Consider the following 24802-nt stretch of genomic DNA (forward strand, 5'->3'; position numbering starts at 1 on the left):
TCAGAATCGGATGGACGGCACGAGCGAAGAAGACGGTTGTCGGGGGGCCTGCAACGGGTGGTGATCCGCCCTCGCAGACTTGCCGGCGTCTCTTGCCCGCGCACGCGCCGACGATTCGATTCCCTCCCGCTGGCGGTCGACCCTCGACCGACGACATCCACCACCTGACGAAGAGAGACACGTTGTTCAAGCGGATAGCAGTAGTCAACAGAGGCGAAGCGGCCGTACGCCTGATCAGAGCCGTCAAGGAACTCAACGCCGAGTACGACTACGGCATCCGGACGGTCGCCCTCCACACCGAGGCCGAACGACGGGCAATGTTCGTCCGTCAGGCCGACGAAGCTGTGACACTGAACAAACCCGCCTCCGGGTCGGCGTACCTCGACTACGAGGTTCTGGAAGCTGCACTCGTCGAATCGCGTGCCGATGCGGTGTGGGTCGGCTGGGGATTCGTCGCCGAGGACCCCGCGTTCGCGGACATCGTCTCCCGACTGAACATCACGTTCATCGGCCCGTCCGCGAGCGCGATGCGCCTGCTCGGTGACAAGGTCGAGGCCAAGCTGCTCGCCGAGAAGGTCGGCGTCCCCGTCGCACCGTGGTCCGGTGGTCCCGTCTCCACTCGCGCCGATGCCCGGCGTCACGCGCAGGCGATCGGCTACCCGCTCATCATCAAGGCACGCAGCGGTGGCGGCGGTCGCGGTATCCGCAAGGTCTTCCACGAGGACGAGCTCGAACTGGCTCTCGAGCGCACCCAGGGTGAAGCCGAGCGATCCTTCGGCGACCCCGTCGTCTTCATCGAGCGCCTGGTCACCGATGCCCGCCACGTCGAGGTGCAGGTCATCGCCGACAACCACGGCAACGTGTGGGCTCCCGGCGTCCGCGACTGCTCGATCCAGCGCCGCAACCAGAAGGTCATCGAGGAGTCCAGCTCTCCGCTGCTGACGAAGGAACAGTCCGACCACCTGCGTGCGGTGTCCGCGGAACTGGTCCGGGCCGCCGAGTACTCCGGTGCAGGCACCGTCGAGTACCTGTACCAGCCCGAGCAGAAGATCTTCACGTTCCTCGAGGTCAACACCCGCCTGCAGGTCGAGCACCCGATCACCGAGTTCACCACCGGCCTCGACCTGGTCAAGCTGCAGATCCTGGTGGCGAACGGCGAGCGCCTCGAAGGTGACTGCCCTCCCGAATTCGGCCACGCCGTCGAAGCTCGCCTCAACGCCGAGGACGCCGACAACGGATTCGCTCCCGCGCCCGGCAGCGTCGAACTGCTGAAGTTCCCGCTCGGATCCGGCATCCGCGTCGACACCGGCATTGCGCAGGGCGATGTCATCCCGCCCGACTACGACTCCATGGTCGCCAAGGTCATCGCCTGGGGACGCGATCGTAGCGAGGCCCTCGCCCGTCTACGGACCGCGCTGCGCGAGACGACCGTCGTCATCGACGGTGGCACGACGACCAAGTCGTTCCTCCTGAGCCTGCTCGACCGCGACGAGGTCATCACGGCATCCGCCGACACCGGTTGGCTCGACCGCACCGACGCCGGAACCGCGACGGGCCCGACCGCGAAAGCCGACATCGCCATCGTCGCCGCCGCGATCGACGCGTACGACGCCGAAGAGGCTCGCGAGCGCGCCGCGTTCCTGACCTCCGCCCGTGGTGGACGACCCCGCGCCAGCCACACCATCGGCCGCACGGTCGAGCTCAGCTACCAGGGCCAGGCCTACAAACTCGGCGTCAGCCAGATCGGCCCGCACCGCTACCGCGTCGACGGTGACAGCGGGGACCTCCAGGTCGACGTCGAACGTCTCGGTGACTACCAGAGCCGCCTCGTCGTCGGCGACAGTCGTTACCAGGTCGTGACCGTCGCGCAGGCCGCGCACTTCCTCGTCGAGGTCGACGGCATCAGCCACCAGATCAGCCAGGACGAGGCAGGCCTCGTGCGCGCACCCGCGCCAGCGGTCGTCGTCGCCGTTCCTGTCGCCGTCGGCGACGAGGTCGAGGCAGGCCAGACCCTCGTGGTGCTCGAAGCCATGAAGATGGAAACGGCCGTTCGCTCGCCGTACGCGGGCCGGGTCAGCGAGGTCCTCGCCTCCGTCAACGGTCAGGTCGACTCCGGCGCCCCGCTGCTGCGCGTCGACGAAGCCGGTGAGCAGAAGGCGTCGTCGCAGACCGCGCGCGTGGACTTCCGCACCGTGACTCGCCCCGAGGGTGAGACGGCGAGCTGCCTCGCTCTGGCCCAGTTGGACGAATTGGCCGCTCTCATCACCGGATTCGACGTCAACGCATCTCGTGCACGGACGCTCCTGTCCGACTACGAGACGCTGCGCAGCCAGGTCCCGCGCGACGATCGTCAGGTCGTCGACGCAGAATTGGCTCTGCTCAACACGTTCGCCGACATCTGCGAGCTCTCTCGTAACCGTCCGACGATGGACGAGGAGAACACCGACACTCGCGTCCACTCGCCTCGCGAGCACTTCCACTCGTTCCTGCAGTCGCTCGATGCGGACATCCAGGGACTGCCGGATACGTTCCGCGGCAAGCTCTCTCGCGCGCTACGTCACTACGACGCAGAGGACCTCGAGCGCGGACCCGAGCTGGAGGAGGCCGTCTACCGTGTCTTCCTCGCGCTGCAGCGCATCGAGAATCAGGTTCCCGTCGTCGCCGCGCTGCTCGATCACTGGCTGTCCGACTCGTCGACGCAGCCCGCGGCAGGCTCGGCCATCGGCGAGGTCCTCGAACGCCTCATCGTCGCAACCCAGGCCCGCTACCCGCTCATCGGCGACGTCGCCCGCAACCTGCGATTCCGGCTGTTCGACGCCCCGCAGATCGCACGGTCGCGCGAGCAGGTCTACGACGGCGTCCGCGGTAGCCTGCAGTACCTCGCCGAGAACCCCGACGCGCCGGACTACGCCGCGCGCATCGATGCGCTCGTGTCGACGCCGGAGCCGTTGCTGGACCTGCTGGCAACCCGCGTCGCGGATCCGGGTGCACTGCTCGAGGTCGTCACGCGTCAGTACTACGAGATTCGCACCCTCGAGGACGTCAAGGCGTTCGACCGCGACGGCAAGCACTTCGTCACCGGCAACTTCGAGCTGAACGGCGAACGGCTGCAGCTGGTTTCGACGGCGACCGCGTTCGACGACCTGGCACGAACGATCGATGCGATCGACGACATCGCCGGGCCTGCGCCCGAGCACCTGGCCGTCGACCTGTACCTGGCGTGGCCGAACGCACCGAAGGACGGCGACGAGATCTCGTCGACCATTCATTCGGTTCTGTCGGCACATCCTCGCACCAGCGGATGGCGTCGCATCACGATCACGGTGTGCGGCACGGATGTTCGCCACGTGACGTTCCGTCGCCCGACCACCGAAGGGTCGCAGCCCCTCGCGGAGGACACCGTCATCCGCGACATGCACCCGCTCACCGGTCAGCGTCTCGACCTGTGGCGTCTGAAGAACTTCGACGGCAAGCGTCTGCCCGCGACACCGGGTACCTACCTGTTCCAGCTGCAGGCCAAGGAGAACCCGGCCGACGAGCGTCTCATGGCGCTCGCCGAGATCCGCGGCGTCACAACACAACTCGACGAGAACGGTGACGTCGTCGCGGTTCCCGAGATCGAGCGCACCGTCGCCGCGTGCCTCGACGGCATCCGCCGTGCTCAGGCAGGACGCAAGAAGCGTCTCGACGCCAACCGCATCACGCTGTACGTGTGGCCGGTGCTCGAGGTTCCCGAGGACAAGCTCGCGACGATCGCCCGGCACATCGCGCCGTCGACGATCGGTGCAGGCCTGGAAGAGATCACGATGATCGCGCGCCTCAAGAGTGGCCCGGACGCCCCGGTCCGCGACGTGGCCATCCGCTTCTCGTACCGATCGGGTGCGGGCGTCATCGCGAAGGTGACGGCCAAGCCCACCGAGCCGCTGCGTCCGCTCGACGAGTACACGCAGAAGGTGCAGCGCTCGCAGGCCCGCGGCACGGTGTACCCGTACGAGCTGATTCCGCTGCTCACCGGTTCGAAGGGCGCGTTCACCGAGTACGACTTCGACGACAGCGGCGCATTCGTGGCCGTCGATCGCCCCTACGGCCGTAACAAGGCAGGCATCATCGCCGGCCTCGTCACGACGCCGTCCGAGCGCTACCCCGAGGGCATCACTCGCGTCGCACTGTTCGGTGACCCGACCAAGGCGCTCGGTACCGTCGCCGAGGCCGAGTGCTCGCGCATCGTCGCCGCCATCGACCTGGCCGAGAAGCTCGGTGCGCCGGTCGAGTGGTTCGCACTGTCCTCCGGTGCCACCATCTCGATGGCGACCGGTACCGAGAACATGGACTGGGTCTCACGCGGTCTGCGTCGCATCATCACGTTCACGCAGGCAGGCGGCGAGATCAACATCGTCGTCGCAGGCATCAACGTCGGCGCGCAGCCGTACTGGAACGCAGAAGCCACGATGCTGGCGCACACGAAGGGCATCCTCGTGATGACCCCGGACAGCGCAATGGTGTTGACCGGCAAGCAGTCTCTCGACTACTCCGGTGGCGTCTCGGCCGAGGACAACTTCGGCATCGGCGGTTACGACCGCGTCATGGGACCGAACGGCCAGGCACAGTACTGGGCACCGAATCTCCGTGCCGCAGTAGAGGTTCTGTTCGCTCACTACGACCACGCCTACGTCCTGCCGGGAGAGCGGTTCCCGCGTCGCGCCGTCACGGCCGACCCGTCCGACCGCGACGTGCGCAGCTACCCGCACGTGCATCCGTCGAGCGACTTCACCACCGTCGGCGACATCTTCTCGTCCGAAACCAACCCGGATCGCAAGAAGCCGTTCGACATTCGCACCGTCATGCGTGCGGTCGTCGACCAGGATCACTCGGTGCTCGAGCGCTGGGCCGACATGGCCGACGCCGACACCTCGGTCGTCTTCGACGCGCACCTCGCCGGAATTCCGGTCAGCGTCATCGGTATCGAGTCGCGGGCCATCCCGCGTAAGGGATGGTTCCCGGCCGACGGACCCGACCAGTGGACGTCGGGCACGCTGTTCCCGAGCTCGTCGAAGAAGACGGCTCGCGCGATCAACGCCGCCAGCGGCAGCCGTCCGATCGTCGTGCTGGCCAACCTGTCCGGCTTCGACGGCTCCCCCGAGTCGCTGCGCAACATCCAGCTCGAGTACGGCGCCGAAATCGGTAGGGCCATCGTCAACTTCGACGGTCCCGTCGTCTTCTGTGTCGTGTCCCGCTACCACGGTGGAGCGTTCGTCGTGTTCTCCGGAGCGCTGAACGACAACATGGAGGTGCTGGCCGTCGAGGGCTCGTTCGCCTCGGTGCTCGGTGGAGCTCCGGCGGCAGCGGTCGTCTTCACCCGAGACGTCAACGCCCGCACCGCAGCCGACCCGGCCGTCAAGGACATCGAGGCCCGTCTCGCCGCCGCCGAGACCGACGCGGAGCGCACGCACCTGCGTGTCGAGCTGGCGCAGGTCAAGACGGACGTCCGCAACGCCAAGCTCGGCGAGGTGGCGTCGGAGTTCGAGGCGATCCACAACATCCAGCGCGCTCAGGAAGTCGGATCGGTGCACCACATCGTCCCGGCCGCCGAGCTTCGCCCGCAGCTCATCGCAGCGGTCGAGCGTGGAATGGCCCGCACCCAGGCGTAAGTGGTTCCGACGCAACACCCCCGGCCTCGCACAAGGCCGGGGGTGTTGTCGTGTCGGGGCACAGATGCTCACCTTTTCGCTGGATGCACGGCAACTGGCCAGCAATGTGGCGTGCACCTGACAACTACGTGAGCGTCCAGCCGGCGAGGGTGCGGCGACTTTCGAATCTGCGACGCTCCCCGGTGATCGGGTCGTCGAATTCGACTGCCCGCGCGAGCAACTGCAGCGGGGTGCCGAAGTCATCTGCGGCCGTGCGCGTGTAGTTCGGGTAGTACGGATCGCCCTGGATGGGAATGCCCAGCGACGACAGGTGAATTCGCAGTTGGTGCGTACGACCCGTGTGCGGGAACAACCGGTAGCGCGCCCTGTCGCCGAGTTCCTCGATCAATTCGATACGCGTCTCGCTGTTCGGTTCGCCCGGCTCCTCTCGTGCAACCATGACGCCGTGGTCCTTGAGAATTCGACTGCGCACAGTGCGCGGAAACTCGAGCGACGGGTCGTATCCGGCGATCGCCTCGTACTCTTTCAGGACCTGCCTGGTCGAGAAGAGTTCCTGGTAAGGGCGCCGCAACGCCATGTCGCGCGTGAACAACAGGACACCGGCGGTGGCGCGGTCGAGTCGATGAGCCGGCGTCAGATCCGCGTCGTCGAACATGCGACGCAGCCGCACGGTCGCGGTCTCGGTGACGTGCATGCCGCGCGGGATGGTCGCCAAGAAGTGGGGCTTGTCGACGACGACGATGCCGTCCGCGTCGTACAGGACGTCGAGGTCGAAGGGGACCGGAATCTCCGGCGGCGGAACCCGATAGAAGTAGACGAATCGGCCGGGAGCGTACCGTGATTCGGCATCCCAGCGTCGACCTTTCTCGTCGACGACCTCGCCGGCGGCCATGGAATCGATCCACGGATCCATCGGGTGTTCGCGCGTCAGGAATTCGAGCAGCGTTCGGGCGACGTCACCGTGCGGAAGTCGAATCCGCAACGGCGCCAGCCCATCCCGGAAGGGTAGGGGTTCAGACGGCACAGTCGATGCACACGAGGCGCAGGCCGCGTCCGTCGTCGTCGTCGAAGTCCTGGTAGCGCGACGTCGGGTTCGCGCAGACCGTGCATCGGCCGATGACCTCGGTGTGTTCCGAGAAATCGGTCGTCATCCGCTTGTCGAAGACGTACAGCGACCCCTTCCACAACCCGTCGTCGCCGAAGGTCTCTCCGTACCGAACGATTCCGCCGTCGAGCTGATAGACCTCCTCGAACCCGCGCGACCGCATCAGCGACGACAACACCTCGCAGCGCACGCCGCCCGTGCAGTACGTGACGACCGGGCTCTTCTTCAGGTGGTCGTACTTACCGGAATCGAGCTGGGCGCCGAAATCGCGCGTCGTCTCCACGTCCGGCACGACGGCGTTTTCGAATCTGCCGATCTGCGCCTCGAATGCGTTCCGTCCGTCGAAGAAGACGACGTCGTCGCCGCGCTCGCCGACCAGTTCGTGCACCTGCTGCGGGCTGAGGTGCGTTCCCCCGCCGACCACGCCGTCTGCATCGACCTTCAGTTCGTCGGGCGCGCCGAACGTGACGATCTCGTCCCGCACCTTGACGCTCAGGCGCGGAAAGTCGTCGCCGAGACCCTCCGACCACTTGATGTCGGCGTTCTTGAACGGGGCGTAGCTGCGGGTGCCGCGAACGTACTTCTTGACGTCGTTCACGTCACCGCCGACCGTCGCGTTGATCCCGTGTTCGGAGATCAGAATCCTGCCGGTCAGGTTGTTCGACGCGGCGAGGGTGTGCTGCCAGAGCCGGATGGCCTCGGGGTCCGGCAGCGGGGTGAACACGTAGAACAGGACGATTTTCGGTACAGCCATGGCTGCAAGTATGCCGTGGTCGGCGGGCCGGGTCCGAATCGGCGGGGAGCGAATGGCCGCATCCGGTCACTCGAGGTGACCGAACGTGACATTCGGTCGGACAGCAGGGTGTTTCAGTCCGCCCGAACCGGCATGGGCGCAGGCTCGACCCGGGCAACCCCGTCGGCGACGGTGAAACCCGCACCCCAGTACACGCGGGTCAGCGGGTCTTCCTTGGCGTCGAGGTACCAGTGATCCATCTGCACGCCCGTCGGCGTCACCTCGAACACTCCGAAGCCGTGGCTGTCGAGGTCGACGTAGCGAATGTGCCGGTTCAACGTCATGAGCGCGGATTCGGCGACGCGGCCGAGGGTGTGCGGCGGCGTCTTGGTCAGATCGTCGATGTTCGCCGACGTCACCGACGTCACGACCAGCTCGGTGGCGACGCCGCCCGTCTCGAAGTAGCGCGACGCGTCCTGCGGGATGTCGCACGCCCACGCGGAGTGGATGTCACCGGTGATGAAGACGGTGTTCGTGACTCCGTTGTCCGCTATCGCGCCGAGCAGACGCGCGCGGTCGGCCGTGTAGCCGTCCCACGGGTCCGCGTTGTAGGGCAGTCCGCCCTCCGGGATGTTCAGCAGAGCCGTCAGACCGCGCGCGGCCTCGCTCTCGAGCGGCGGCAGCAGAACCGGGGTGATCATGACGGGGTTGCCGACGATCTTCCACCGCGTCGGAGACGACACGATGCCTTCCGTCAACCACTCCATCTGGTCCTTGCCGGTGATGGTGCGGTTCGGGGAGTCGACGTCGCCACCCTGGAACGGCAAGACCTGCTGCGACCGATAGGTGCGCAGATCGAGCATGGACAGCTCGAGCAAGTTGCCGAAACGCAGCCGTCGATACAGGTGACGGTTCTGCGGTGTTCCGGCGGTGCGGACCGGCATCCACTCGTAGTAGGCCTGCACCGAATTGGCCTTGCGCTCGGCCCACGGCCCCTCGGTCTCGGGCTGGTGGTTCTGGGCGCCGCCGTCGTACGCGTCGTTGGCGCTCTCGTGGTCGTCCCACGTGCAGATCCACGGCACTCCGAGGTGCGCCGCCATCAGGTCCGGGTCGCTCTTGTACTGGCCGTGGCGGATTCGGTAGTCGTCGAGACTGACGATTTCGTGGACCGGATCGTGTTGCCGCACAACGCCGTTCTTGCCTGCGAAGCCGCCTGTCTCGTACTCGTAGATGTAGTCGCCCAGGTGGATGATCGCGTCGAGGTCCCGTCGATCCGCGAGATGCCGGTACGCGGCGAAGAAGCCCGACTCCCAGTTCGAGCACGAGACGACACCGAAACGAACCCGTTCGAGGTCGGCGTCGTTGCTCGGCGCGGTGCGCGTGGTTCCGACGGCGGACTGCGTCCCGGCCGCCTCGCCCGTCTGGATCTCGAAGCAGTAGTAGTACGTCGTCGCGGGAGACAAGCCGTCGACGTCGATCTTGACGGTGTGATCGCTGGCGACGTCGGTGACGACCGTGCCGCTGCGCACGAGCATCGTCAGTTCGCGGTCGGTGGCCACGCGCCACCGAACCGTCGTCGCCGGACCGAGCCCGGACCCAGGAGTGGCGTCGGGACCCGGTGTGACGCGCGTCCACAGAACGACTGCATCCGGCGTCGGATCCCCGGACGCGACGCCGTGCTGGAACGGAACGAACTCCGTTCCCTGCGCGTAGGCGACGGCAGGCATCGCCGATGCTGCTCCAGCCGCCGCGATCGCTACCGATGACGAACGCAGAAATCCCCGCCTGGACACACCTTGTCTGTCGCGCACCGAGCTAGTTCATTCGAACTTCGGCGCGTGGTCAAGTCGACCTGGCCACCGGGCTCGAAAGTTCACCGGAGATACACGACGAGGTTTGCCGAGGTATCGATCCGAGCACTCTCCGGTCCATGACATCCTCCGATCCGCTGTGGCTCTTCGGAGATCAACTCGGGCCGCATTTCCATTCGACGGAAGAGCACGGACATCGGGATGTTCTGCTGGTCGAGAGCGCCCGCGTTCTACGACGACGACGGTTCCATCGCCAGAAGTTGCATCTGGTGCTGTCGGGGATGCGTCATCTCGCCGACGAACTGGGCGACCGCGCGACCTACCTGCGCACCGAGACCTACCGGGACGCGCTGGAGGAGTTCGGCAGACCCGTCCTCGTATTCGAACCCACGTCGCACTCGGCAGAGCGCTTCGTCGAGACGCTGTCCGAGGAAGGCCTCGTCGTCGACGTGCTACCGACGCCGATGTTCGCGCTCAGCCGCGGCGATTTCGCCGAGTGGGCCGGAAATCGCACTCACTTTCTGATGGAGACGTTCTACCGCGATCAGCGCAGGCGCTTCGACGTCCTGATGAAGGGCGACGAACCCGTCGACGGACGGTGGAATCTCGACGAGGACAACCGCGAGCCGCCGCCGAAGAAGCGCGTCACGCTCGGCGTCGACGCACCGTGGTGGCCCGAGGAGGACGAGATCGACGAGCAGGTCCGCACGGACCTCGACGAGATGGAACTCGACACCGTGGGCGAGGACGGCCCGCGGGTGTTCGCCGTCACCGCGGACGAAGCACGAAAAGCGGTGCAGCACTTCGTCTCCTATCGTCTTCCGGACTTCGGCAAGTACGAGGACGCCGTCATGACCGACGACTGGACGATGGCTCACTCGCTGCTGTCGGTGCCGTTGAATCTCGGGCTGTTGCAGCCCCTGGACGTCGCGGAGTCCGTCGAACAAGCCTGGCGCGACGGCGGCGCGCCTCTGTCGTCGGCCGAGGGCTACGTCCGTCAGATCCTCGGGTGGCGCGAATACGTCTGGCACCTGTACTGGCATTTCGGTCCCGAGTATCTCGACAGGAACGAGCTGAACGCTCACGAACCGCTACCGGAGTGGTTCGACGATCTGCACGGAGACGAACCGGTCGCGGCGTGCCTGTCGCACACTCTGTCCGAGCTCCGCGACCGCGGGTGGGTCCATCACATTCCGCGACTGATGATCCTCGGCAACTTCGCGTTGCAGCGCGGCTACGACCCGAAAGCGCTGACCGAATGGTTCGCGACGCGGTTCGTCGACGGCTTCGCGTGGGTCATGCCCGTCAACGTCATCGGCATGAGCCAACACGCGGACGGCGGTCTGATCGCGACGAAACCGTACGCGTCGGGCGGCGCGTATCTGAACCGCATGACCGATCACTGTGGCGGATGCGAATACAACCCGAAGAAACGACTGGGCACGGATGCCTGTCCGTTCACCGCGGGATACTGGGCGTTCGTACACAAGCACCGAGATCGGTTGGCACAGAACCACCGAACGGCGAGGCAGGTGTCGTCGATGAACCGGCTGGCCGACCTGGATCAGGTGCTCGAACAGGAGCGCCAGCGCGAGGTGTACTGAACGGCCCGTGGCAGAATCACCGAACATGTCGGGACCCAGTGAAGAAGCGTTCCCCGACTGGTTCGTCGAACGCTTCGCCGACTACTGGCAGTCCGGCGGCGCGTCGCGCATCGAGGGTCGGATCATGGGCTACCTGCTCGTCGACGAATCACCCGGCGTCACCGCCGCTCAGCTCGCAGAGGCGCTGAGCACCTCCCGCGGATCGGTGTCCAACTACATCCGACGCCTCATCGCACGCGGGTTCGTGAAACAGGTGCGGCGGCCGAGAGACCGGATGCACTACTACGTCATGGATTCCGACGTGTGGGGCGGCTTTCTCGAGAACGAGCACGCCTACCTCGAGAACCAACGCGCGCTCGCGACCGAGGCATTGAAGTACGCCGACCCGAACGGTCCGGCCTACCTCCGTGTCCTCAACATGCGCGACTACATGGGATGGATCATCGACAACCGCATGCTCCGCAGCGAGTGGACTCGGTTCAAGGAGGAACGGGACGGACGCTGACGCACTACAGCTTCCCGACGGCCTCGTCGATCATCGGCACGTAGCGTTCGAGTGCCCACGGCACGGTCAGCGGGTTGATGATCGACGACCCGGTCACGAACGGCTGCTCGGTCGGTGCAACGACGGACCCACGCCCGATGGCCGGAATCTGGTTGTAGGCGGGCTGGGCTTCGGTCTCCGCGCGGTTCTCGGCGTCCGAGTAGAACGTGAAGATCAGATCCGAATCGTTCAGCAGATTCGCGTTCTCGAGCCCGATGACCGCCGAGTCGGTGCCCTCGGTCTCGTCCAGCGTGTAGACGACGGGGTCGACCTCCAGGCCGAGTGCACGCACCATCGCGACGCGCTGCTCCTCGGCGAGGAACACACCGAGCGTCGCGGGCCCGGTGTTGTAGATGTACGAGAACGTGACGTCCTTGTACTCCGGATGTGCGGCGGTGGCGTCGGCGAACTGGCTCTTGATCTTCTCGATCTCCTCGGCGGCCTTGGCTTCCTCACCCATGGCCTTGCCGATGACGTAGATCTGGTCTTCCCACGTGATGGTCCACGGCTGCTCTTCGTACGCGACGACGGGAGCGAAGTCGTTCAGCGCGTCGAACTGCTCCTGCGTGATGCCGGACCACGGCGCGAGGATGAGGTCGGGATCGAGCGCGAGAACGGCCTCGATGTTCAATTCCGTTCCGCCGGTGAATTGTTCGGGTAGCTCGTCGGCGGCGACGGCGTCGTGAATCCACGGAAGATAGCCGGTGTCGTCGCTCCCCCACTGGTACTCCTCGATACCGACGGGCACGGTGCCCAGCGCGATCGCGGTCTCGGCGGACCCCATGCCGAGAGTGACGATGCGCTCGGGCTTCTCGCTGATGACCGCTTGGCCGAGCGCGGAATCGATCGTCACCGTCTCGAAACCGCCGCCCGACGCGTCCGCGGTGGTGTCGTCGGTCGACGAGCTACACCCCGCGACGACCAGGGCTGCAGCCAGGAAGCCGGACAGCATCGCGGTGCGCCGGAGAGGGAGGTGTCGCATCGAAGCCCTTTCGCTAGGTGAGCGCGAATGTATAGCCCTCTATACATTTCTGCTCACAGGCGGTTTACCATAGGCTTACCTACTCTAAAATTTCAAATTCCGTGAAACTTCGATGCACGTACGGTGGTCCCATGAGCCTTCCCAAGCCAGGCCCCGATCGCACGGCAGTGGTGACCGGCGCGTCGTCGGGCATCGGTGAAGAGATCGCCCGCGAACTCGCCCGGCGTGGTCATGGCGTCACCCTCGTCGCGCGGCGCGAGGACAAGTTGGCCGCGTTGGCCGCCGAACTCGGCGAGACAGCGCACGTGCTGGCCGCGGACCTGTCGAAGCGCTCCGATCGCGCGGCATTGCTGGGCCGCATCGAAGCCCTCGGCCTGACGCCGGACATCCTCGTCAACAACGCGGGACTGTCCACGCTCGGGCCCGTCGCTGCGTCCGATCCCGAGGCGGAGCTCAACATGATCGAGGTCGACGTCGCATCCGTCGTCGACCTGTGCAGCCGGTTCCTCCCCGGCATGACGTCGCGACGACGCGGTGCGATCCTCAATGTCGCGTCGACCGCCGCGTTCCAGCCCCTCCCCGGTCAGGCCGGGTACGGCGCATGCAAGGCGTTCGTTCTGTCCTACACACAGAGCCTCACCGGAGAGCTGAACGGCACGGGCGTCACCGCGACTGCCCTGTGCCCCGGCCCGGTCGACACCGGTTTCGGTGAAGCAGCGGGTTTCTCGAAGGAGGACGCCGAAGCCGCACTGCCGTCGGTCATGTGGATGCCCGCCGACGCCGTCGCCAAGACCGGCGTCGACGGTATGGCCAAGGGCCAGATGGTCGCGATTCCGGGGACCGTCAACCGCGTCGCGTCCGTGTTCGCCGCGGTGACGCCCCGAAAGCTGTTGGTGCCCATCCTCGCTCGCAACCATCCCGGACTTCGGAGGGGACGATGACCCGTGAGATGACCGTCTCGGACAGCGTCGTGGTGAACGCCGATCCGGACACCCTGTACGCCGCCATCAGCGATCCCACGAAGATGGGCGACTGGAGTCCGGAGAATCTCGGAGCCGTCGTGACCGATCCACGGGACACTGCCTACGTCGGGATGCACTTCGTGGGCCGGAACAAGCGCGGCGGCGCGACGTGGGTGACCCGCTGCACGGTCACGGTCGCCGATCCGGGTAAGGCGTTCGAATTTCGCGTCCACGCGATCGGCGTGAAGAAGCCTCGCCTGAATGCCGCGAACGCCACGTGGCGCTACGACTTCGAATCCGTCGCCGGCGGAACGAAGGTCACCGAGACGTGGACCGACGACCGCCGAAAGTGGCCCGACGTCGCTGCCCTCGTGTTCGACAAGATCGTCACCCGCGGCAGGACGTTCCCGCAGTTCCAGCGTCGCAACATCCGGAAGACGCTGGACAACCTGCAGAAGGCATACGCGACGACGAGCTAGCGACCTACGCTCGCGAGAAGAGTCCTCGGACGTACGCCGCTTGCCCCGCGTGCTGAAGGTCGTCGGACACCACCGACACCAGGCGAACACCGAGGGTGACCGGCGGATCCCAGTTGTCGTCGACGACGCGATCGAGGTCCTCCGCGGTCAGCGACTCGACGTACGCCTTCGTCCTGGCGTGGACGGCGTCGTGATAGTCGCGGAGCAACTCCGCGCTGCTCGTGACGGCCGCGACGTCGTCGGAACTCTGTCCGTACCCGATGTCGCCGGCGTCGAAGGGAAGCGCGAACCGTTCGTGCCAGCCGTCCGCCGTCCAGACCTGCTCACTGCCCGCGACGCCGGCGACGTGATCGTCCTGCACGCGCGTGAGATGCCAGATCAACCACGCGACCGTGTTGGCGTCGGAATCCGGACGGAAGGAAAGAGCCTGGTCCGGAATGTCGTCGAGAGTGTCGTGGACGACGCCCTTGATGCGTTCGAACGCGTCGACGAGTACAGCGGCATGATTCATCGGGGCTCCTTCTGTGCGGCTTCGCCACCCGTGCGAATAGTTGGCCTCTGGACCGACTGTTCGCGCACGGGTGCGAAGCGCATACCCACGTTCGGAATTTTCATCACCGCGACGCCCGTTGCACAGAGAATGAAGGCAATTGCGTATACCGAGACCGGACCGTCCTCCGTACTGAACCTCGTCGAGCGAGAGCCCGGTGAGCCCGGTCCGGGTGAAGTCAGGGTCAAGGTCGTCGTGTCCGGCGTGAATCCGACCGACTGGAAGAACCGCACCGGCGCCACCGGCTCCCTCGGATTCGACGAGGTCGTACCGAACCAGGACGGAGCCGGAATCGTCGACGCGGCGGGACCGGGCGTCGAAGGTCTGGCCGTCGGCGATCGCGTGTGGCTTTATCTTTCCCAGTACCAGCGGCCGACGGGCACCGCGCAGGAGTACACGGTCGTTCTCGCCGAGCATGTGGTGCGGCTGCCCTCCGAGGTGTCCTTCGACGTCGGCGCCAGCCTCGGCGTTCCTGCCATGACCGCGCACCGCGCGTTGACGGTGTCCGAGGACGGGCCGACGCGTCTGCACCCCGGTGCGCTGCAGGGCAAGACCGTACTGGTCGCGGGTGGAGCAGGGGCCGTCGGACATGCGGCGATTCAGTTGGCGCGGTGGTCGGGCGCGACCGTCGTGACAACCGTCAGCAGCCCCGAGAAGGGTGCACTCGCCACCGCGGCAGGCGCTCATCACGTCGTGAACTACAAGACCGGTGACGCCGAGGCCGAGATCAAGAAGATCGCGCCCGAGGGTGTCGACCTGATCGTCGAGGTCGCGCCCGCGCAGAACGCGAAGTTGAACGCAGCTGTCGCCGGCAACCGTGCATCGATCGCGGTGTACGCGAACAACGGCGGCGACGCCTTCACCCTCGACATCCGGCCGCACATGATTTCGAACGCACGCTACCAGTTCGTGCTGCTGTACACCGTCGGCGACCAGGCGTTGAGGGCTGCGCAGGAGGACGTGAGCGAGGCAGCACGGGCAGGCGTCCTCGAGGTCGGTGAAGCGGCGGGCCTTCCGCTGCACCGGTATTCGCTCGAGGACACCGCGGCCGCCCACGACGCCGTCGAGAACGGTGCCGTCGGCAAGGTGCTGATCGACATCTAGGGGCCTTCGGCTCACGTGCGTGGGAATGTAGAGCGGGCTATACATTCCCACGCACGTGAGGCTATGCCGCCACCCCGTGAAACTGGTTCTCCGCCTGCAACATCCCGGAGAACCAGTCGTCGAGGGTGGCGTCGTCGATACGTGCGGGCAGTGCATCGACCTCACGCTCCAACGCCTCCACCTGCGCGACGAACGCAGGCTCGGTGTGCATGACGATCCAATCCTGCAGTTCCGGTTCACGTTCGACGTCCGACGCGAGCGCTTCACGGCACCACGACAGGTACAGCGTCTCGGCCGCGAACATCCCGACGAGCGCTGCGGCTCGTCCGTGCTCACGCGCCAGACCCAATGCATACCTCGACAGCACCGACGACTCGGCCACCAGCGCGTCGACATCGCCGTCGTACGGGAACTTCTCGCGTAGATCGGCGAAATAGTCACGCTGCTCGCCGACGAGGTTGGACATCGACACGACGTGGTCGCGGGCGTCGTTCAACGACCCCGACTCCGCCACCACGAGACCGAGGATGCGTACGGCCGTCAGCACGAACGCCTCCTCGATCACCAGATATCGTCGAAAACCGTTGTCCGACAGTGTTCCCGCGATGGATTCGGCGATGAACGTCACCGCGCGCGACTCCGCGAGAGCCACCTGGTGACGCTTTACCAACGCGGCCGCGCGACTCATTCCCCTGCTACCCACGTGATCAGGCCGTCGAACAGGTCGGTGTACCCCGCCCACTGCTCGCAGAACTCCGGGGGCGCCCAGTGCGGCGAGCAGTCCGACGTGAAGACCACCGAACGGCCCGTGCCGTACTCCCCCGCCACGACGAGCGGGTCGCCGTTGATCGTCGCGGGCACGGCGGTACCGTCCTTCGCGACGACGCGGTTGTACCCGAGCAGTCCCGGCCATTCCGTTCCTGCGCCACCGAGTGCGGCGTGCGACGGGTCGTCGACCTGCGGCACCATGCCCGCGGGAGTTTCGACGCGATCGTCCTCGGGCAGCATCGTGACCGGCAGCGCGTCGGCCAACGCGGTCTGGCGAAACGCACCGCGAGCCTGGAAACCGGAGAACGACAGATACCCGCCGATCATCATCAACGCGCCACCGCCGGCAACCCAGTCACGCAACGCGGCGAGACGGTCCTCACCGGGCTGAAAACGGTCGAACACCCCCGGCGCCAACTGAATCGAGTTGGCGCCGATGTCCGACAGCACGACGACGTCGAACTCGGCGAGCGCCTCGGCCGTACCCGGGAACTGCGTCGGCACCAGGTGGGCCGGCATGTGCACGACGTCGTGGCCGCGCGAGGTCAGCGCGTCCTTCAGCGGCCCGACACCCTCGACGTACGAATGCACGGTGAACTCGTCGACGCCCTTGACGTGCGTGGACGTCGTCATCCAACTTTCGCCTGCGATCAGAACTCTCTTGCCCATGAAACTCTCTATCCTTTTCCGGCGTGCTCGAAGAGCGCCCTGGGGTTGTCTCGCATCAGCGAGAACACGTGCTCCGGTTCCATTCCGCCGCGCACCAATCGTGCGGCGAACGAGACCGGTACATAGGTGAATCCGTTGCCACCGTGCTTGCGGAGCATCGACTTCAGGAACAGGTCGTGGCTCAGCAGCAACTGCGTGCGGTAGCCACCGCCGACCAGACCCTGGATCGCGAGTGCCGTCTCCGCCGGGTACGGCGATTGCCCTTCACCCGGGAACTCGAACGGCATTCCGATCATGTCGAATTCGAGGTACACGCCACGGTCGGCGATCGAACACTGATATTCGGGGTCGTTGCCCGACGGGTCCATGTGGCACAACACCACCGAGCCCGGGTCGACGCCCATCTCGTCGACGACGATGTCGAGGACGTCGTGGCCGTACCGCTTCCAGCCCGGAAGGTGAACGAACAGGGGGACGTTCACTTCCCGCTGGGCCACACACGCCGCCCTGAGCGCTTTGGCCTCGTTGGGCGTGAACCACGGCGAGACACCGATCTCGCCGATCACGCCGGGACTCGGGCGGTCACCGGGCGCGAACTCCTCGATCAACGACGCCGCCAGCATGTCGACGCCGAGTTCCTCGACCTCGGCCGGGTGCGTGGATTCCAGGTACCAACCGCAGCCCATCACGACGCGGACTCCCGACGCCGCCGAGTATTCGGCCAGAATCCCCGGTCGACGGCCGATTCCCGGCGGGGTCAGATCGACGACCGTCGTTCCGCCGTTGTCCGCGAACGCTTTCAGGTCGTCGAGGACGGCAGCCGCGTCGTCGACCCGGCAGTTGTCGAGGCTGTGGTACGGGTTGTCGTGCAGCAGCCACGCGTCCTCGGCCCTGACCTGCCCTTGCAGAATCTCGGCGACACGCGGGTCGGAGGACTCGCTGTACGCCACCGATGCGTCGTTGTGCAGGTGTTCGTGCGGCAGAACGAGACCGAGCTCGGACGAGTCGATCGGGCCGGTGACCGTCTGTACTCTCACTGTCCGCCCGGCGCGTTCTGCAGGTGCTTCCACAGCTGCGCCAGCGAATGGCCGCGCATGTTGATCCAGATCGCGACCAGCAGAACGATTCCGGTGATGATCGGCGTCAGGAACGGGCTGACACCCAGCAGCGTGAGGCCGTTGGCGATGATGCCGGTCAGCACCGCACCGATGACCGTACCGACGACGGTGCCGCGGCCACCGAACAGGTTGGTACCACCGAGAACGACAGCCGTGATGACCGTGAGCTCGAATCCGTTGGCGGAGTTGGCCGATCCCGATCCGAGTCGCGCTGCGATGAGCAGACCGGCGATGCCGGCAGCGAGGCCGGTGAACACCAGCGTCATCATCAGGACGCGACGGGTGTTGACGCCCGAGCGTCGCACCGACTCGACGTTGGATCCGATGCCGGTGACGTAGCGTCCGAACCTCGTGCGGTTCAACGCGATCGCACCGATCACGACGACGATCAACGCGATCCATGCACTCGCCGAGAAGCCCAGCCACGACGCGGTGCCGAGCTTCGCGAAGTACGTGTCCGGCGTGATCGGGACCGAGAATCCCTCGGTGCGGTACAGCGCGATACCGCGAATGATCGACAGTGTCGCCAACGTGACGATGAACGGCGGAATACCTTGATACGCAGCGAGCCAACCGTTGACCAAGCCCCACGCCGCCCCCATCAGCGGAGCGGCGACGAACACGATCGACGAATCGACACCCGCCTGGATCAGTTCGGCGCTCATCGCGGCGACGAATGCCACCGTTGCGCCGACCGACAGGTCGATCTGCCCCGTCGTGATCACGAACGTCATCGCCACCGCGATGATGAGCACCGGCGCGATCTGCGTCGCCAGGTTCGAGATGTTGGTGAAGGTCAGGAACGACGACGTCGTCACCGAGAACACCAGTGCCACAGCGACAGTGACAGCCAGCATCGCGAGCGTCGGTTTGTTCAGCGACTGCCAGAACGTGGGCCTGGCCGCGAGCGTGCTCACCGACGGCTGTGCGCTCTTGTCGATGGTGATCATGCTTGTCCTCCCTGCGGAACAGGTGTGCGGGTGATCAGACCGACCAGCGACTCGATGTTCAGATCGCCGATGGGTACGTCGTCGACGCTCTCACCCTCGTACATGACGGTGATGCGGTCGCAGACCCGGAAGAGGTCCTGCAGTCGGTGCGTCACCAGGATGACGCCGACGCCCTGTGCTGCGACGTCGGTGATCAGCTTCAGCACCGATTCCACCTCGGCGACGGCCAACGCGGCCGTCGGCTCGTCGAGGATGAGTACGTCGGGTCGGAACGACACGGCACGCGCGATGGCGACGGTCTGGCGCTGTCCACCGGACAGTTGACCGATCTCCTGATACGTCGATTTCACCTTGACGTGCAGGTCGGCCAGGATCTCGGCGGCCTTGGAATGCATGCCGTGGCGATCGAGGAACGGGCCCTTCCGCGGCTCGCGCCCGAGGAACAGATTGCTGGCGACGTCGAGCGTGTCGCACAGCGCCAGATCCTGGTAGACGATGCCGATCTTCTTCTGTTGCGCGTCGAGCGGCGTCGAGAACTTCACCGGCTCGCCGTTCACACGCATTTCGCCACCGTCGTGTTGGACGGCGCCGGCAAGGATCTTCATGAGCGTCGACTTGCCGGCGCCGTTGTCTCCGACGACCCCGAGTACTTCCCCCTTGGACAGTCGAAGATCGACTCCGCGTAAGGATTTCACCGGGCCGTACGATTTGGTGATCCCGGACAGTTCGATCAACGGCGCGCTCGTAGGTGCCATCACTTCTCCAGGTAGTAGAGGTAGTCGTCGACATTGTCGGGGGTGACGATCTGCGTCGGAACCGGAATGTCGGCGGGCGCCTCGCGGCCGCAGCCGAGGTCGATGGCGGCGTTCATGGCTTCGTAGCCGAACTCGAAGGTGTTCTGCTGCACGACGCCCTTCAGCCAGCCTGCGTTCAGTGCGCTGACGGCCTGGTCGGACAGATCCCAGCCGACGGCCTGGACACGGTCCTGTGCGTTCTGGCTGTTCACCGCGGCGACCAATCCGATCAGCGCGGGCTCACCGGTCGCGTAGACGTACTCCATGTCGGGGTTGCCGGTCAGCAAGTTCTCGGCCGCGGCCTGCGCGTTCTCCTGGATGTTCCGGCCGTCGACGACGGTTCCGACGGTCATGCCCGCGGCGGACACGGTGTCGGTGAAACCCTTCTGACGCTCGAGCTGGACGGTACTGTTCAACGCACCGACGATTCCGACTGTGCCTGTGCCACCGGACATCTCGGTGAGGGTCGCGCCGATCTGCTTACCGCCCTCCTCGTTGGCCGTTCCGACCTGGGTCGACAGAGCAGGGTCGTCGACGACGGCATCGACGGCGACGACGGGGATGCCGGCCGCGTCTGCCTTGACGATCGACGGCTTGATGCCGTCGGTGTCGATCGCGTCGACGATGATCGCGTCCACACCGGAGGCGATCAGGTTGTCGAACGCGTTGGCCTGCGTGACCGAGTCGTCGTTGCCGCTGATGATTTGCAGGTCGACGCCGGTCCGATCGGCGATCTTCTGTGCAGCAGTGTTGATCTGGTTGAAGAACAGCGCCTGCAGGTTGATCGTCACGAGACCGACCTTCAACGTGCCGTTCTTGCCTTCGCAGGCTTCGGCGACGCGGCTGGGCTCCGGGATGGACGCCGCTGCGGTCGAGCCGTCGCCCGTGTCGCTGGACGACGCCGAGTCGCAGGCGGTGAGTGACAGCGCCAGTGCGGCGCCGACCACGAGCGGAAGAGCGCGTTTCATCATGGGATCTCCTGGAGGTCGAGTGAGCTGTGGTTCATGAAGGCGAGCAGTTCGGTGCGAGTCGGGCAGCCGCGCGGGCCGGCGGTCGCGCAGGCCAACGCGGCGGAGGCACCGGCGAGACGTGCCGCGTCGACAGGAGGTGTTCCCGCGTCGACGAAGGCGATATAGGTGCCGCAGAAGCAATCTCCGGCGCCGACGGCATCGATGACGTCGACCTGAACAGCAGGTTCGGTGGTGACCTCGCCGGTAGGGGTCACGAGGCTCCAGCCCCGCTCGCCGTCGGTGAGGACGAGGTAGGTGTCGTGCTGCGAGGCCAGCTCGGCGGATCGGGCGTCGTCGATGCCGAAGGCCCGCTCCCACAGGCTGCGCCCGACGATGACGTGATCGGCGAGCGCGAAGGCACGCAGCGCCGCGTCGCGATCCTCGCACCCGTCGAGATCGATTGCGACGTCGACGCCGTCGGGCAGACGTTCGGGAAGGAACGCCGCTCGGTAGCCGTCGACGAACAACCGTCCACCACCTGCGTCTGCGATTCTCCGTATCACCGCGGCGATCCGGCCCGCGTCGTTGGCGTCGTCCTGGCTGATGATCGAGCGATCCCCACCGTCGGCGATGAGAACCACGGCCGTCGACAGGAACGCGTCGCGCGGCGCCCAACTGGTGTCGACGCCGCCCCGTTCGAGATTCTCGAGAAACTCGGTCGACCGCACGTCCGGCCCGACGGCACCCGCGAAGAAGACCCGCGCGCCCATCCGTGCGGCCGACACCGCGGCGTTGGCGTTCATGCCGCCGTCGATAGAGACGATCGACGTGGCCTGGACACGCTCACCGAGCACGGGTACATGCGGAACCTGCACTGTCACATCGTTGTTGGCGTATCCGCAGAAGACGATCATGACTTACTTGCCCGCCGCACGAGCCAGGGTACGGACCTTGTCGCCTGCGACGCGGCCCCACCAGCGGCTGTTCTCCTTGACGGACGAGGCGATGATCGCACCGTCGCACTCTTTCATCAACGTCGCGACGTTCTCGGCGGTGATGCCGGACCCGATGATGACGGGCAGAACGGTGTTCGACTTGATCAGTGACACCTCGTCGACGGAGGCAGCGTCGCCGGTGCGCGAACCGGTCGCGATGAGCACGTCGGCGTCGAAGAATTCGGCATCCTCGGTCTGCTCCGCGATGGTGCGGTCGGCGACGATGGCGTGCGCACCGTGCTTGACGTGCACATCCGCGAAGATCCGCACCGGATCGGCGCCGATGCGATGGCGGAATCGGGTGGTCTTGGCAGCCTGACCCTCGATGAATCCCTCGTTGGCGACGTAGGCGTTGGCCCACTGGTTGACGCGAACGAAACTGGCACCTGCGGCCCACGCTGCGGCGACACCGCATTCACCCGCATTCGACAGGATGGAGACGCCGACGCTCTTGCCGAACTCGCCCACGACAGCCGCCGTCACGACGCCCATGCTGGCCGCGGTCTCGTATCCATGTTCACCGGGCTTGAGGAACGGTATGTCCCAATGATTTTCGACGATGACCCCGTCGAATCCGTTGTCGATGTAGGCGTGGGCCTCCTCCACGGCGAAGGCTGCGATCTCGGATACCGGCATGCCCTTGTAGTGCGGGCTCCCGGGCAACGCCGGAAGGTGAATCGCGCCGATGAGGGACGGGCTGCCGGTGAACATCTCGGCCAGCGCCGACGGCTTTGCCGGGAAGACTCCCAGCGAGGACGTACTCACGAAAACTGCTCCTTGGACTGAACTGCGGAACGTTCGGATGTAATCGATTGCCTTGCGTACATGCACCGTAGGCGATCGACACCTGGTTGTGTCAAGGATTTCTCGAGTCGTTTATGTAAACGATTGCCTCTATTGTGTTACCCAGGGTCTTCCAGACCCGTCGGTTCGCTGATCTCGCACTCGAAAGGAGACGAATGCGCAAGGCAACCATCCGCGACGTCGCAGAGCGTGCAGGCGTCTCGACGGCAACCGTGTCGAGAGCGCTGTCCGGCTCCCGACCGGTCTCGGACGAGCTGGCCCGAACCATTCGGAAAGCCGCCGACGACCTCGGCTATTCGGGCAACATCATCGCCAGCTCGCTCCGTCGCAGCAGGACGGACACCGTCGGCATGGTGGTGCCGAGCATCGCCAACCCGTTCTTCACCTCGCTCGTGGAGAACGTCGAACACGTACTGTCGCAGCGCGGCCTCCAGCTGTTCCTGTGCGATTCACGCTCCGACCCGGACGTCGAAGCGCAGCGACTGCGCAGTCTGGTGTCCCGTCAGGTCGACGGCATCATCATCAGCCCGTGCCACGGAGCGCGTTCCGCCGAGGCCGTGCGCACGAGCGCGAAGGCGCTCCCGGTCGTGCAACTCGACCGCTTCGCCAAGGACACGCACACGGACTGGGTCGGCGTCGACGACGATGCCGCGCAAGCACTCGTCATGGACCATCTCGACTCCCTGGGTGTGCGGACCGCAGCCTTCATCAGTTCGACACTGACCAACTCGTCCACCGAGCTACGCAGAGCAGGGTTCTTCCGCCACGCCGCGCGGGTAGGAATCGAGACGCGCGAAGAGTGGACGCTCCTCGGCTCGTACTCCATCGAATGGGGACGGGCGGCGTCACATACCATCTTGGACAACGACTCTCGCCCGGACGCCGTGGTGTGCGCCGACGATCTGATCGCGCTCGGCGTTCTGCAGTCGTGCAGCGCCCTCGGACTGTCCATACCCGGCGACGTCATGGTCACCGGCTTCGACGACATCCCGTTCTCGGCACTCAGCAGTCCCCCGCTGACGACGGTGCGTCAACCCCAGGAACGCATTGCGATCGAGGCCGCCCGTCTGTTGGATCAGGCGATGAACGACACCGTCACCGGCGCCGCGCACATCGCACTGAAACCCGAACTGGTAGTACGTCAGTCGACCGTCGGCCAGGCACGCGCCACCGCGGTGTAGGCCCGGGCGGCGGCGTCGACCTCCGCGAGCGAGACGCTCTCGTTCGCGGCGTGCATCAAGGCGGGAGTTCCCGGGCCCCAGACGACGATCGGTGCCGACGGCGCGGTAGCCGCCAGAATCGACGCGTCGGTGAAGTACGTGACCGGGCCTTCGTCGACAGCGGTGGCCAGCGAGCGCACCCACGGATCGTCGGAAGGCGTCCGCACGCCCGGGAGGTCGATCCGCGCGTCGACGCTGTGGACCTCCGGCTGACTGCGCCACCAGGCGAGCAGGTTCTCTCCGGTTCCGACGGTGCGATGGTCGACGATCACCTGCGCCGCGTCGGGCACGATGTTCGGAGCCGAACCGCCGCCGATCGTGCCGACGTTGAACGTCTCGGCGCCGAGGAACGGGTCTTCTGCGAGAGGGAGTTCGGTGCGCGCACGGGCCAGCACGTCGACCAGCTTCATGATGGCGCTCTCGCCTTTCTGCGGCGTACTTCCATGCGCAGCAACGCCTTTCGTCGCGACGTCGAGCCACAACGCGCCACGATGGCCGAGGTGCACACCGTTCCCGGTCGCCTCCGGGACGATGACGGCACCCACCGAACAGTCGGCAACGGCATGCCGGGCCGCCTGCGCTCCGAGCGACCCGATTTCCTCGTCGCTCGTCAGCAGCAGCGCGATCGGGATACCGCGCTCGGCCGCGTCGATCACTGCAGCCGTCGCGGCGACGAGTCCCGCCTTCATGTCCGACGTACCGCGGCCGTGCAGTAAACCGTTCTCGACCGATGCGGCGAACGGATCGAACTCCCAGTGCACGAGGTCACCGGGTGGCACCGTGTCGACGTGGCATGCGAACACGAGTCGTGTCGCCGACGGCGGCGCATCGTTGGTGAGCAACAACCAAGGGTGCGCGCCGTCCGGTTCACCCTGGACGTCCACGGCGCTTACCTTCGACTTCACCACGGACACAACGGTCTCCATGGTCAGCCGCTGCGGATCCGGGTCGCCCGACACAGTGCGTCGGGCGACGAGTTCCTGGAGCAGTCCGGTCGAGTCCATGTCGTCAG

At 66.0% G+C, this 24802-nt stretch carries 21 protein-coding genes; 7 read left to right on the forward strand and 14 right to left on the reverse strand.

The features are described from left to right. The first annotated feature begins 182 nt into the window (after nt 1–182). Nucleotides 183–5648, forward strand: coding sequence for a carboxyl transferase domain-containing protein (locus RhoFasB10_RS10435; protein WP_167676326.1), 5466 nt, complete (start codon nt 183–185; stop codon nt 5646–5648). 124 nt (nt 5649–5772) lie between these two features. Here the strand turns inward: RhoFasB10_RS10435 and RhoFasB10_RS10440 are convergent, their stop codons facing one another. The 3 genes from RhoFasB10_RS10440 to RhoFasB10_RS10450 all read right to left on the reverse strand — a co-directional run bounded on the left by RhoFasB10_RS10440 (nt 5773) and on the right by RhoFasB10_RS10450 (nt 9297). Beyond that, a complete protein-coding gene (locus RhoFasB10_RS10440; protein WP_167676328.1) occupies nt 5773–6672 on the reverse strand; it encodes a pseudouridine synthase in 900 nt (299 codons plus the stop codon). Continuing rightward, the gene (locus tag RhoFasB10_RS10445) at nt 6662–7507 is read right to left on the reverse strand and encodes a rhodanese-related sulfurtransferase (protein WP_167676330.1); all 846 of its coding nucleotides are present in this window, start codon (nt 7505–7507) and stop codon (nt 6662–6664) included. Before RhoFasB10_RS10445 ends, RhoFasB10_RS10440 begins: the two co-directional genes overlap by 11 nt. A gap of 113 nt (nt 7508–7620) precedes the next feature. Further along, nucleotides 7621–9297 carry an alkaline phosphatase D family protein gene (locus RhoFasB10_RS10450; RefSeq protein WP_167676332.1) on the reverse strand — a complete coding sequence of 559 codons (1677 nt, stop codon included), beginning with the start codon at nt 9295–9297 and terminating at the stop codon, nt 7621–7623. Between the two features lie 119 nt (nt 9298–9416). Here RhoFasB10_RS10450 and RhoFasB10_RS10455 point away from each other — a divergent pair, with 119 nt between their 5' ends. After that, nucleotides 9417–10901 carry a cryptochrome/photolyase family protein gene (locus RhoFasB10_RS10455; RefSeq protein ID WP_167676334.1) on the forward strand — a complete coding sequence of 495 codons (1485 nt, stop codon included), beginning with the start codon at nt 9417–9419 and terminating at the stop codon, nt 10899–10901. A gap of 25 nt (nt 10902–10926) precedes the next feature. Then, nucleotides 10927–11406 carry a MarR family transcriptional regulator gene (locus RhoFasB10_RS10460; protein ID WP_068427095.1) on the forward strand — a complete coding sequence of 160 codons (480 nt, stop codon included), beginning with the start codon at nt 10927–10929 and terminating at the stop codon, nt 11404–11406. A gap of 4 nt (nt 11407–11410) precedes the next feature. On the opposite strand, the gene RhoFasB10_RS10465 is transcribed toward RhoFasB10_RS10460, so the two are convergent. Then, a complete protein-coding gene (locus RhoFasB10_RS10465) occupies nt 11411–12427 on the reverse strand; it encodes an iron-siderophore ABC transporter substrate-binding protein (protein ID WP_167676336.1) in 1017 nt (338 codons plus the stop codon). 131 nt (nt 12428–12558) lie between these two features. Between RhoFasB10_RS10465 and RhoFasB10_RS10470 the strand changes: the two genes are divergently transcribed. Further along, nucleotides 12559–13368, forward strand: coding sequence for an SDR family oxidoreductase (locus tag RhoFasB10_RS10470; protein WP_167676337.1), 810 nt, complete (start codon nt 12559–12561; stop codon nt 13366–13368). Next, nucleotides 13365–13868 carry an SRPBCC family protein gene (locus tag RhoFasB10_RS10475; protein WP_167676339.1) on the forward strand — a complete coding sequence of 168 codons (504 nt, stop codon included), beginning with the start codon at nt 13365–13367 and terminating at the stop codon, nt 13866–13868. Before RhoFasB10_RS10470 ends, RhoFasB10_RS10475 begins: the two co-directional genes overlap by 4 nt. A 4-nt stretch (nt 13869–13872) precedes the next feature. Here RhoFasB10_RS10475 and RhoFasB10_RS10480 read toward each other — a convergent pair whose 3' ends face one another. Further along, nucleotides 13873–14379, reverse strand: a complete 507-nt coding sequence (locus RhoFasB10_RS10480; protein ID WP_068427036.1) for a DinB family protein — start codon at nt 14377–14379, stop codon at nt 13873–13875. 129 nt (nt 14380–14508) lie between these two features. On the opposite strand from RhoFasB10_RS10480, the gene RhoFasB10_RS10485 reads away from it, so the two are divergent. Then, on the forward strand, nt 14509–15522 hold the full coding sequence (locus RhoFasB10_RS10485) for an NADPH:quinone reductase (protein ID WP_167676341.1): 1014 nt from the start codon (nt 14509–14511) through the stop codon (nt 15520–15522). A 61-nt stretch (nt 15523–15583) separates the two neighbouring features. Here RhoFasB10_RS10485 and RhoFasB10_RS10490 read toward each other — a convergent pair whose 3' ends face one another. The 8 genes from RhoFasB10_RS10490 to RhoFasB10_RS10525 are packed head-to-tail and all read right to left on the reverse strand — an operon-like array spanning nt 15584 to nt 22531. Continuing rightward, nucleotides 15584–16210 (reverse strand): TenA family protein, encoded by a 627-nt coding sequence (locus RhoFasB10_RS10490; RefSeq protein WP_167676343.1) that lies wholly within the window; start codon nt 16208–16210, stop codon nt 15584–15586. Further along, nucleotides 16207–16959 carry a glutamine amidotransferase gene (locus tag RhoFasB10_RS10495; RefSeq protein WP_167676345.1) on the reverse strand — a complete coding sequence of 251 codons (753 nt, stop codon included), beginning with the start codon at nt 16957–16959 and terminating at the stop codon, nt 16207–16209. The genes RhoFasB10_RS10490 and RhoFasB10_RS10495 overlap by 4 nt, the downstream gene beginning before the upstream one ends. 8 nt (nt 16960–16967) lie before the next feature. Beyond that, nucleotides 16968–17996 (reverse strand): phosphotriesterase, encoded by a 1029-nt coding sequence (locus RhoFasB10_RS10500; RefSeq protein ID WP_167676347.1) that lies wholly within the window; start codon nt 17994–17996, stop codon nt 16968–16970. Continuing rightward, nucleotides 17993–19027, reverse strand: coding sequence for an ABC transporter permease (locus RhoFasB10_RS10505; protein ID WP_167676349.1), 1035 nt, complete (start codon nt 19025–19027; stop codon nt 17993–17995). The genes RhoFasB10_RS10500 and RhoFasB10_RS10505 overlap by 4 nt, the downstream gene beginning before the upstream one ends. Further along, nucleotides 19024–19782, reverse strand: a complete 759-nt coding sequence (locus RhoFasB10_RS10510; RefSeq protein ID WP_068427045.1) for an ATP-binding cassette domain-containing protein — start codon at nt 19780–19782, stop codon at nt 19024–19026. Before RhoFasB10_RS10510 ends, RhoFasB10_RS10505 begins: the two co-directional genes overlap by 4 nt. Next, nucleotides 19782–20792: a substrate-binding domain-containing protein gene (locus RhoFasB10_RS10515; protein ID WP_068427047.1), complete on the reverse strand. Its 1011-nt coding sequence runs from the start codon at nt 20790–20792 to the stop codon at nt 19782–19784. The genes RhoFasB10_RS10510 and RhoFasB10_RS10515 overlap by 1 nt, the downstream gene beginning before the upstream one ends. Continuing rightward, nucleotides 20789–21685 (reverse strand): carbohydrate kinase family protein, encoded by an 897-nt coding sequence (locus RhoFasB10_RS10520; RefSeq protein WP_068427049.1) that lies wholly within the window; start codon nt 21683–21685, stop codon nt 20789–20791. The genes RhoFasB10_RS10515 and RhoFasB10_RS10520 overlap by 4 nt, the downstream gene beginning before the upstream one ends. Nucleotides 21686–21688: 3 nt before the next feature. Continuing rightward, nucleotides 21689–22531: a BtpA/SgcQ family protein gene (locus RhoFasB10_RS10525; protein ID WP_068427051.1), complete on the reverse strand. Its 843-nt coding sequence runs from the start codon at nt 22529–22531 to the stop codon at nt 21689–21691. A 194-nt stretch (nt 22532–22725) separates the two neighbouring features. On the opposite strand from RhoFasB10_RS10525, the gene RhoFasB10_RS10530 reads away from it, so the two are divergent. After that, nucleotides 22726–23751, forward strand: coding sequence for a LacI family DNA-binding transcriptional regulator (locus RhoFasB10_RS10530; RefSeq protein WP_167676351.1), 1026 nt, complete (start codon nt 22726–22728; stop codon nt 23749–23751). Here the strand turns inward: RhoFasB10_RS10530 and RhoFasB10_RS10535 are convergent. After that, nucleotides 23712–24794: a M20/M25/M40 family metallo-hydrolase gene (locus RhoFasB10_RS10535; RefSeq protein WP_167676353.1), complete on the reverse strand. Its 1083-nt coding sequence runs from the start codon at nt 24792–24794 to the stop codon at nt 23712–23714. The two genes, RhoFasB10_RS10530 and RhoFasB10_RS10535, sit on opposite strands and share 40 nt — an antisense overlap. Between the last annotated feature and the right edge of the window lie 8 nt (nt 24795–24802).

Origin of the sequence: Rhodococcus sp. B10 (genome assembly GCF_011770055.1) — a bacterium.
GTDB lineage: Bacteria > Actinomycetota > Actinomycetes > Mycobacteriales > Mycobacteriaceae > Rhodococcoides > Rhodococcoides kyotonensis_B.

Bases quoted from the DNA above. Each gene is read 5' to 3' on its own strand.
- RhoFasB10_RS10445 (WP_167676330.1), bottom strand. From the start codon at position 7,507: ATGGCTGTACCGAAAATCGTCCTGTTCTACGTGTTCACCCCGCTGCCG.
- RhoFasB10_RS10455 (WP_167676334.1), top strand. From the start codon at position 9,417: ATGACATCCTCCGATCCGCTGTGGCTCTTCGGAGATCAACTCGGGCCG.
- RhoFasB10_RS10460 (WP_068427095.1), top strand. From the start codon at position 10,927: ATGTCGGGACCCAGTGAAGAAGCGTTCCCCGACTGGTTCGTCGAACGC.
- RhoFasB10_RS10465 (WP_167676336.1), bottom strand. From the start codon at position 12,427: ATGCGACACCTCCCTCTCCGGCGCACCGCGATGCTGTCCGGCTTCCTG.
- RhoFasB10_RS10470 (WP_167676337.1), top strand. From the start codon at position 12,559: ATGAGCCTTCCCAAGCCAGGCCCCGATCGCACGGCAGTGGTGACCGGC.
- RhoFasB10_RS10475 (WP_167676339.1), top strand. From the start codon at position 13,365: ATGACCCGTGAGATGACCGTCTCGGACAGCGTCGTGGTGAACGCCGAT.
- RhoFasB10_RS10480 (WP_068427036.1), bottom strand. From the start codon at position 14,379: ATGAATCATGCCGCTGTACTCGTCGACGCGTTCGAACGCATCAAGGGC.
- RhoFasB10_RS10485 (WP_167676341.1), top strand. From the start codon at position 14,509: ATGAAGGCAATTGCGTATACCGAGACCGGACCGTCCTCCGTACTGAAC.
- RhoFasB10_RS10490 (WP_167676343.1), bottom strand. From the start codon at position 16,210: ATGAGTCGCGCGGCCGCGTTGGTAAAGCGTCACCAGGTGGCTCTCGCG.
- RhoFasB10_RS10495 (WP_167676345.1), bottom strand. From the start codon at position 16,959: ATGGGCAAGAGAGTTCTGATCGCAGGCGAAAGTTGGATGACGACGTCC.
- RhoFasB10_RS10505 (WP_167676349.1), bottom strand. From the start codon at position 19,027: ATGATCACCATCGACAAGAGCGCACAGCCGTCGGTGAGCACGCTCGCG.
- RhoFasB10_RS10510 (WP_068427045.1), bottom strand. From the start codon at position 19,782: ATGGCACCTACGAGCGCGCCGTTGATCGAACTGTCCGGGATCACCAAA.
- RhoFasB10_RS10515 (WP_068427047.1), bottom strand. From the start codon at position 20,792: ATGATGAAACGCGCTCTTCCGCTCGTGGTCGGCGCCGCACTGGCGCTG.
- RhoFasB10_RS10520 (WP_068427049.1), bottom strand. From the start codon at position 21,685: ATGATCGTCTTCTGCGGATACGCCAACAACGATGTGACAGTGCAGGTT.
- RhoFasB10_RS10530 (WP_167676351.1), top strand. From the start codon at position 22,726: ATGCGCAAGGCAACCATCCGCGACGTCGCAGAGCGTGCAGGCGTCTCG.
- RhoFasB10_RS10535 (WP_167676353.1), bottom strand. From the start codon at position 24,794: ATGGACTCGACCGGACTGCTCCAGGAACTCGTCGCCCGACGCACTGTG.